This is a genomic window from Lactobacillus sp. UMNPBX12, from assembly GCF_002553955.1.
GTDB lineage: Bacteria > Bacillota > Bacilli > Lactobacillales > Lactobacillaceae > Lactobacillus > Lactobacillus crispatus.
The window spans coordinates 1-8,104 of the sequence record NZ_PCYY01000038.1 but is presented as its reverse complement, the minus strand read 5'-3'; the positions used below and the strand labels follow the sequence as shown (position 1 = coordinate 8,104).

At 32.3% G+C, this 8,104-nt stretch carries 9 protein-coding genes and 1 pseudogene; 9 read left to right on the top strand and 1 reads right to left on the bottom strand.

Going from position 1 to position 8,104, the window contains the following annotated elements; translation table 11 throughout:
* The first annotated feature begins 226 nt into the window (after nt 1–226).
* Nucleotides 227–385, top strand: a complete 159-nt coding sequence (locus CP363_RS11235; RefSeq protein ID WP_005720278.1) for a hypothetical protein — start codon at nt 227–229, stop codon at nt 383–385.
* Between the two features lie 66 nt (nt 386–451).
* On the opposite strand, the gene CP363_RS10070 is transcribed toward CP363_RS11235, so the two are convergent.
* Entirely contained in the window at nt 452–724 is a 273-nt protein-coding gene (locus CP363_RS10070) for a hypothetical protein (RefSeq protein ID WP_023488567.1), read from the bottom strand.
* A 79-nt stretch (nt 725–803) separates the two neighbouring features.
* On the opposite strand from CP363_RS10070, the gene CP363_RS10065 reads away from it, so the two are divergent.
* The 8 genes and pseudogenes from CP363_RS10065 to CP363_RS10035 all read left to right on the top strand — a co-directional run bounded on the left by CP363_RS10065 (nt 804) and on the right by CP363_RS10035 (nt 8,005).
* A complete protein-coding gene (locus tag CP363_RS10065; protein ID WP_233187166.1) occupies nt 804–1,505 on the top strand; it encodes an MFS transporter in 702 nt (233 codons plus the stop codon).
* Nucleotides 1,506–1,609: 104 nt separating this feature from the next.
* A complete protein-coding gene (locus CP363_RS10060) occupies nt 1,610–2,692 on the top strand; it encodes an LLM class flavin-dependent oxidoreductase (RefSeq protein ID WP_089149852.1) in 1,083 nt (360 codons plus the stop codon).
* Nucleotides 2,693–2,781: 89 nt separating this feature from the next.
* Complete coding sequence (locus CP363_RS10055) at nt 2,782–3,273, top strand: GNAT family N-acetyltransferase (protein ID WP_005728861.1); 492 nt, start codon at nt 2,782–2,784, stop codon at nt 3,271–3,273.
* 1 nt (nt 3,274) lies between these two features.
* Nucleotides 3,275–3,931 (top strand): HI_0552 family protein, encoded by a 657-nt coding sequence (locus tag CP363_RS10050; RefSeq protein ID WP_098036204.1) that lies wholly within the window; start codon nt 3,275–3,277, stop codon nt 3,929–3,931.
* Between the two features lie 85 nt (nt 3,932–4,016).
* Nucleotides 4,017–4,145 carry a hypothetical protein gene (locus CP363_RS11150; protein ID WP_255404471.1) on the top strand — a complete coding sequence of 43 codons (129 nt, stop codon included), beginning with the start codon at nt 4,017–4,019 and terminating at the stop codon, nt 4,143–4,145.
* A 225-nt stretch (nt 4,146–4,370) separates the two neighbouring features.
* Entirely contained in the window at nt 4,371–4,610 is a 240-nt protein-coding gene (locus tag CP363_RS10045; RefSeq protein WP_005720287.1) for a hypothetical protein, read from the top strand.
* A 221-nt stretch (nt 4,611–4,831) separates the two neighbouring features.
* Nucleotides 4,832–6,425: pseudogene (locus CP363_RS10040) on the top strand (ATP-binding cassette domain-containing protein).
* Nucleotides 6,422–8,005: an ABC transporter ATP-binding protein gene (locus CP363_RS10035; protein WP_065990870.1), complete on the top strand. Its 1,584-nt coding sequence runs from the start codon at nt 6,422–6,424 to the stop codon at nt 8,003–8,005. The pseudogene CP363_RS10040 and the gene CP363_RS10035 overlap by 4 nt, the downstream one beginning before the upstream one ends.
* The last annotated feature ends 99 nt before the right edge of the window (nt 8,006–8,104 follow it).

The following is an 8,104-nucleotide window of genomic DNA, read 5'->3' as shown; positions in this document are numbered from 1 at the left end:
CTTAGAATCCTACTTTGATTAAATAAATAATTAAAAAATCAATTTACGAGAAAGATCTATTTACACAAAAGATTTGACAGTTTCAGCAAAGTCAGTTCAGTAACTTAAATATTTAGCTTACAGATATTAATTTTTAGAATTTAAAATTTTACTTTTGAATTTTAACATCTTGTATTTTGAATTTAACCACTTATTTAAATAGTGAATTCGGAAAGGAAGACTTTTTATGTTAATTGGAACTTTTAGCTTATTCTCAATAATGATGTTGTTAAATAATTGGTCTATCAATATTTGGACATTGTTTATTTTTATTCTTTCATACGTTGTTATTTGGATAACAATCAAGTTAACACAAAATCGCCAAATTAAGAAACGTAATAGCTAATTAATAATCTTTATTCATTCGCTTTATGCATAGCTAACTATTACCAATAAATATTTTTTATAATAGTTATTTTGATTTACGATTTTTATTTTTTAAATCATTTAACGAAATACTATTTTGGCTTGCAATGAGAGCATTATTTTTGCGAAAGAGAATTGCAAAAGATTCATTAGTAATTTGCGTCTCAATTGCAGAACCTTGAATTTGAGTAAAGAAGTCGCTATTGATAACTATTGCATCTAATTTTCCCTCATTAAATAGATTAACTAGTTCTATACTGTTAGAACTGATCTTTAATCTTTTAAATTGATTAAAATTTTCAGCAAAAATATCGGGCATCAGATAGGCACTTATATTATTAAATACCCCGACTCGTAAGGTGGTTATAGTTGGCTTCAGTAACTTAGGAACAGGACAATTGGGTGCAACTGCTATTCCAATTTTGATTGCTTTATTAGCTTTAGCTCTGTTAATTTGGAGATCTAATCGAATTAAAATGCCAATTTTGGATCTAAAATTATTTAAAAATCATAGTTTTACAGGTCATATTATTGGTTTTTTCTGCATTCAACTAATATCTTTGGGCAATGCATTTTTATTGCCAAATTTCATTCAATTGGTTAATCATAATACTGCTTTTTTAGCAGGCTTGATTGTTTTGCCAGCAGGAGTTGCTGGTGCAATCATGGGTCCAATTGGTGGTCGGTTGCTAGATAATTATGGTGCACGCAAACCTGTTTTATTTGGTGTAAGTTTGATGTTGCTTGAAACATTGTTTTTTGCAGTATTACCTAATCAGATGAATAATATTTTTATATTGATAGTTTATATCATTTACATGGCAGGAATGGGAATGATATTGGGAGATGTTATGACTGATACTTTGGCAGTGATTGATGAGAGTGAAACTACTCAAGGCAACGCTATTCTAAATACTGCTCAACAATTTGCCGGTGCTGTCGGAACTTCAATTACTTCAGCAATCGTTGCTTCTAGTCAAAAAGGTACTAAGTCAGCTGATTTAACCAGAATCGGAACACAGCATGCATATATTTTTCTTTTATGTTTGGTTATTTTGATTATGGCTTTATTTATCAAATATGTTGGTAAGAAGAATTGAAACTGAGTAAAGGATCACATATTCAAGATATTGCTTTTTCAAAAATTATCTGCTATTATTTTACTTACAAAAAGTAAGTAAATCAAATTTAGGAGATGATTATTATGAATATTGAATTAGGTATCTCATCATTTGGTGAAACTACACCATTAGAAACAACAGGAAAAGCAATTAGTCATGATCAAAGAATTAGAGACTTATTAGAAGAAATCATTCTTGCAGACAAATTGAATATTGATGCATTTGCAATCGGTGAACACCATCGCAAAGATTTTGCTGTCTCAGCACCGGAAATCATTTTAGCAGCTGCTGCTTCGAAAACTAAGCAAATCCATCTTTCAAGTGCTACTACAAATCTACCAACAATTAATCCAATTAGAGTTTATGAACAATATGCAACAATGGATGCAATCTCACCAGGAAGAGTTGAAATCATGGCAGGACGTGGATCATTTACTGAGGCATTTGATCTATTCGGTTATGATTTAGAAAATTACGATGAACTTTTTATTGAAAAACTAGAAATGCTACTCAAAATGAACAAAGAAGAAATTCTCGATTGGCCAAAAGGAAAGTTTACACCTGGAGTTGATCATAAAGGAATTTATCCGCGCACTAAAAAGCCAATCCCTATTTCTGTAGCTACAGGCGGAAGCATAGAATCGACTATCCGAACTGCAGAGTTAGGTTTGCCAATCGTTTATGCGATAATTGGCGGTGATCCTTTGCACTTTAAACCACTAATTAAGTTGTACAGAAGAGTTGCAGAAAAAGTTGGCAATGATTTAACGAAGATGCCAATTGCTGCACACTCTTGGGGCTGGTTAAATCATGATAAAGACAAAGCAATTAAGGATTACTTCTATCCTACCAAATTGTTAGTTGATCAAATTAGTACGGAAAGACCGCAATGGACAGGGATGACATATGAACAATATCTTGAGGCAGTTGGAGAAAATGGAGCTATTTTTGTTGGCGATAGCGAGACAGTTGCAAATAAGATCATCAAAGTCATGGAAGAACTTGGGTTAACTCGCTTCTATCTTCATTTGCCAATTGCTTCAATGCCGCATGAAGATGTGATGAATGCCATTAGAATTTATGGCGAAGAAGTAGTGCCGAAGGTGAAGACGTATTTTCAAAAAAAGACTGAGCAAGATCGTCTTAAATTAAAGTGGAAGAATTAAATAGAGAGTAATAATATAGGGTTCAAGAGTCTAGATGACTTTTGAACCCTTTTTCACTTTTAGAGATAAACCTAAGGAGGATGCTTATTATGATCATTCGCACCGTAACAATGGATGATTTAAATGAAGTAGTAGAACTGGAATCTGACGCATTTAAGATGACTAAAAAGCAAACTGAACAAGATATGATTGGTAGAATTGAGAATTATCCTGATACTTTTTTAGTTGCACAAGAAGATGGAAAAGTGATTGGTCATATTTTTGGTCCTGCTTTTAATAAACGCTATATTGAAGATGAATTATATTTTGAAAATCATCCTAATCAAAAAGATGATCGCTATCAAATGGTCTTGAGTTTAGCGGTCTTGCCTGAATACCGCAAACAAGGCGTAGCGACAAAATTAATTGAAGCAATAGCGCAAGAGGGCAGAAAGCAAAATCGTCAAGCTATATCTTTAACTTGTTTACCGAAATTGATTAAATTTTATGAAAAACGTGGTTTTTATAATGAAGGCGAGACCAATGATGATATTCCAGATCCAACTGGTGTTACTAGCGTAAATATGGTAAGGGCTTTGTAAAATGACGCAATTAACTGAAGAAATGTATGCAATTTTTGATCGGGATGAATTTTCTTTTAAAAAATTGAAATCGCAATATTTTGAAGATGAATTAGCGCAAATAAAAACAGATTTTAAAGAAATTTGGCAGACCTGGAAAGAAATAAACTTAAATGTTTATCAAAAATTACCACAAGATAAATTTGCTAAAGTTCATGTTGAAAGTTGGACCAATGGTTGGAACTTACGCGATCATTACTGGGCAGCTTATCGTTTGAATGCTTTAGCCGATAAAAGTCCATGCATCGGCGTGATGCTGGATAATAAGCAGCTGCAGGTTTATCTTATGTTTCAGCATTATAAGAGTGAAAAGCGCGGCGATAATCCTGAACAATACAATAAATTATTAACTGATCTTCCTGATTGGGCAAAAGGGCGGACAACTAATAATTGGTACTTATGGGATAAAAACGAAATGGAGTTTGCTGATCATTTATCCTTAAATGAGTATTTAACAGATGCTGAAAAACAGACTCCATTTAATAAGGAAGCAACTCAATCCAGTTTCCTATTAGGAAAATTTGCTTTTAGAAAGCAAGATCAAGTTGCAGATATGGAAAACTTCATCTTAGATGGTATTGGGCAGCTATTGCCGTTATATCGAAAGTTAGCAAATTAAAATACGTTAAAATTGTATTTTAAAGTGTTCATGCTACATAATAAAAGTAAATACTGCTGTTATTGTTTAATTGAAGGGATAACAAATGGATATTTATTCAATTATTGGCATGATCATTTTAGGTTTAGTTACCGGCACAGTAACTAGTATGATTGTTGCCTTAATTTTTGTCTTCTTAGGAATTGCCATGTTTGTTGTGCATTTAATTAAGTGAAATCTATACGTAAAAGTAATAAGGCAAAATAACAAATTGATATTTTTGGAATAAGTATTGCTGTGCTATATTGAAGGTGTTACTGCTCCATCATTGGTGCAATTGATCATAATCCTTCTGCAGGTACAGTTCTCCTTGATAAAAAATAAAACTAAATTCATCAACGTTATCTAATAATGATATAATGTCTGTGTTGGATTTTTTAGAAAAGAGATAAAAACAAAAATGAATACAATCGCATTTAACCAACAATTATCAGATAAGTTGAACGAAGAACTTAATCCAGAATTGTTCTCTACCCCAGGTAAGGGTGAGATTACAGTTGTTGCTAATGAAAAGAAAGACTTACGTGAGTACCGTATTATTACTAAGGATAATAAAGTAGTCGATGTAGTCGATGCATATGATGCAGATCATGATGCAGCTTATCAAAAGATGATGGATTTCTTGAAGAATTACCGTTAATAATTGAATTAAACTAATGGGCTAGAAGCTTGATAATGAGTTTCTAGTCTATTTTTTTGCCAATTTTTCCTAATGAATTAGCTAGATATAGTAATAATTTTGCCGTTCAAGTTATTTTTTTAACCACTTAGTAAAAAGTGATTGAATATTAAAAAAATAGCAGTAATATTAAGCATAAATAAGATATTTTTAATATTTTAATTTGCTTGGAGATGAGACAAATGAGTATTAAAGGGATTTTTAAGGTCAATAAAGCTAAATTCATTTTAATTTTTCTAATGGTTATCATTGGTACAACCGTTGATGCTGCTTCGCAATATTTGATGACCCCGGCCTTTAACCAGCTAAAGAAAATGAATTTATTTGGCTTTATTATTTTTATTTGTTTGGCTATTGGCTGTGATCTAGTTAGATTAGCCTTGATTACTAGTTCAGATTACTTATACGGAAAGCAATCACAATCTTATTTGCATCAAATTCGTGTAAAAATTAGTCGCTACTTTTTTAAAAATGAAATTGCCCAAACTGCTAAAGTGCAAAATGAATTGGTTGCCAATCTTGATCAGCTAACACAGAATTATTTAAAACCAATCAAAAACGGTTTTATGTACTTGTTGTCTGTGCTTTTCTCAATTGGAATTTTGTTTTCATTTAACTGGCTTTTAGTAGTAACGACGGTGATTTTAACTGCAAGTTCATTATTTTTGCCTAAAACTTTTGAAAAAATGACTTCATCGGCCACAATAAAGGTTACTAAAAAAATGAAAAGTTCTTAAACACTTTAGCCAAGTGGATGAGTGGCCTGAATGAATTACGAAGATATACCAGTTTTAATATATTTAGTGAATCAGTTAACCAAAGCGCAGACGAATATAAAAAAGCAGCTGTTCATCAAGGAGCAACTATTGCTATTGCAGATATGATCACCTTTGTAGTTAATATTGTGGGACAAATGGTCTTGATGGTTTTATGTGCTTACTTATATTTGCAAGGACAAATTGTTTTTGGTGCGGTAATTACTACTATTCAATTTAGTTCAACTGTAATGAATGGTGTTTCAGCATTTGTAACGGAATGGAATTTAATTAAATCTACCAAGGATTTGAATAAGGAAATTACTAATCTTCAAGCTCCAGTAAAAATAGCTCCAGATCAGCATCAAGTTAAGAAAATTAACAGGCTAGAAGTAAAAGATCTGGCCTTACAATTCAAAAATGGTGAGTATTTATCTTACCCAGATTTTACAGTTAAGCAAGGTGAAAAAATCTTGCTTACTGGTGATAGTGGAACTGGCAAGTCAACTTTATTTAAATTAATTTTAGGTAAATTAACGCCCAGCCAAGGTGAGATCATTTTTTTGATCATAATGGTCCAAAATTAAATTTTGATCTTGATGAATTAGGCTATATTGCTCAAGATAATACCTTGTTTCCTGACACAATTGCCAATAATGTCACGATGTTTAATAGTGCTTTAAATAATCAAATTTCAGGTGTATTAGATCAAGTAGGTTTTACCAAGGATTTGGATAAGATGTCTGCTGGACTTAATAGTCAAATTGATTTGGATAAAGGAAATTTATCTGGAGGACAAAGGCAGAAGCTTGTGTTAGCCAGAGCTTTGATTCATCAATCACCATGGCTATTGATCGATGAAGGGACTAGTGCAATTGACAGTGCTGGGACGAAGCAAGTATTACAAAATTTATTGAATACTCCAAGTACTGTAATTATGATTGCGCACAATTATTCTACAGAATTAGTTTCAATGTTTGATCGACAAATTAAATTGACTAATCGAGGTGACGCTGATTGAGTTTCAAAGGCTTTATTAAAACTAATTATTTAAGATTTATTTACATTAATATTTTATCAGTTATTTCAGGTGTCGCTGCTATTGGTGCAGGCTACATTCAAATGTACTGGCTGACTTATATCAAAGATCGTGCTTGGGTGAAGATTTTACTTGCGACGGCTTTAATGGGGATTTTATATTTAGCTGCTCAAGGGATGATCTATTATATCCAATTTGTAATTCGAGTGCAGGAAGAAGAATATAATAAAAAGGTGCGCGCTCGTTTGGCTACACATTACTTTAGAGATGGTCAAAATCATCAAGTACCGGCCGTGCAAAATCGGATGACTAATGATTTAGAAATGATTAGAAAAAATTATTTTGATTGGTATCCAATTGTGCCGTTCTATGGCTCAATGTTTGTTGCGGCATTGGTGGCTCTACTTACAATTAATTGGTCAATCTTTTTGACTAGTGTAGTGATTGATATTGTTTCTTACTTTGTACCTAAATTAGTACAAAAGAAAATGGAACAAGCAACTAATAATGTTTCTGAGCAAAATAAGCATTATCTAGATGTTTTAGCTAAATGGTTCTCTGGCTTAGAAGAATTAAGAAGATATTTTGCTGGTGCTAAGTTATTTCAGGTAGGTGAAAAAACTTCAAGTAAAGTAGAACAGGCTCATGTTAAGCAAACGGCTGCTCAACAGCAATTAATTATTTTGAATGGGATCTGTAACATGGTAGGACAAATAATCCTGTTGTCTTTGACGGCTTTTTTGATCACTAAGAATTTAGTGATTTTTGGTGCAATTATGTCTGTCCAAAACTTTGCAGCTAATATTTCGATCGGCTTACAACAAACAATTCAGGCATTAAGTTTTATGAAATCGTCACAGGATTTAATGAAACAAGTTGATGGTGATGCTACTGTGATTGAAAAAGTTAAAGCTGGCCAAGAAGAGACACCAGTAGCATTTTCAACAAAAGATTTGGCTTTGCAGTATCCTAATGGTGAAAAACTTACTTTTCCTGATATTGCAGTTAAACCTGGCGAGAAAATCTTATTAACAGGAGATTCAGGCGCAGGTAAGTCTACTTTATTTAAATTGATTTTGGGTGAACTTAAACCTAGCACAGGCAAAATTGAATTTCAAAATAGTCAAGGTTTGACAATTAAGCCTAATATGTCAAGAATAGGCTATATTCCACAAGAGCCGAACATATTTCCGGGTACAATTAAAGAAAACATTACAATGTTCAACAAGCAACTTAATAATCAAGTAGCTCAAGTGCTTGATGAAGTTAATTTTGCGGCCGATATTAAAAAGTTTAAAGCAGGTGTCGATGAAAAAATTGACTTGGATAATTTGAATATTTCCGGAGGACAACGTCAAAAAATCGTCTTAGCAAGAGCTAAGATTCATGACAGTGACATTATTTTGATTGATGAAGGAACTAGTGCAATTGATCAGACGGCGACTATGAATATTTTGCAAAAGCTATTAAAAAGCAAGGCAACAATTGTCTTTATTGCCCATAATTTTAATAAAAAGATGCAGCAAATGTTTGATCGTGAAATTCATTTAATAAAGGAATAAAAAATCAATTAGAGAAAAGACTCCCAAATATTAATATTTTTAATCTAAGTGTATAATTTTTTGCGGTAAGTTGAATAAATAATTAAAAAGCTCAAGTCC

Bases quoted from the DNA above. Each gene is read 5' to 3' on its own strand.
- CP363_RS11235 (WP_005720278.1), top strand. From the start codon at position 227: ATGTTAATTGGAACTTTTAGCTTATTCTCAATAATGATGTTGTTAAAT.
- CP363_RS10070 (WP_023488567.1), bottom strand. From the start codon at position 724: ATGCCCGATATTTTTGCTGAAAATTTTAATCAATTTAAAAGATTAAAG.
- CP363_RS10060 (WP_089149852.1), top strand. From the start codon at position 1,610: ATGAATATTGAATTAGGTATCTCATCATTTGGTGAAACTACACCATTA.
- CP363_RS10055 (WP_005728861.1), top strand. From the start codon at position 2,782: ATGATCATTCGCACCGTAACAATGGATGATTTAAATGAAGTAGTAGAA.
- CP363_RS10050 (WP_098036204.1), top strand. From the start codon at position 3,275: ATGACGCAATTAACTGAAGAAATGTATGCAATTTTTGATCGGGATGAA.
- CP363_RS11150 (WP_255404471.1), top strand. From the start codon at position 4,017: ATGGATATTTATTCAATTATTGGCATGATCATTTTAGGTTTAGTTACC.
- CP363_RS10045 (WP_005720287.1), top strand. From the start codon at position 4,371: ATGAATACAATCGCATTTAACCAACAATTATCAGATAAGTTGAACGAA.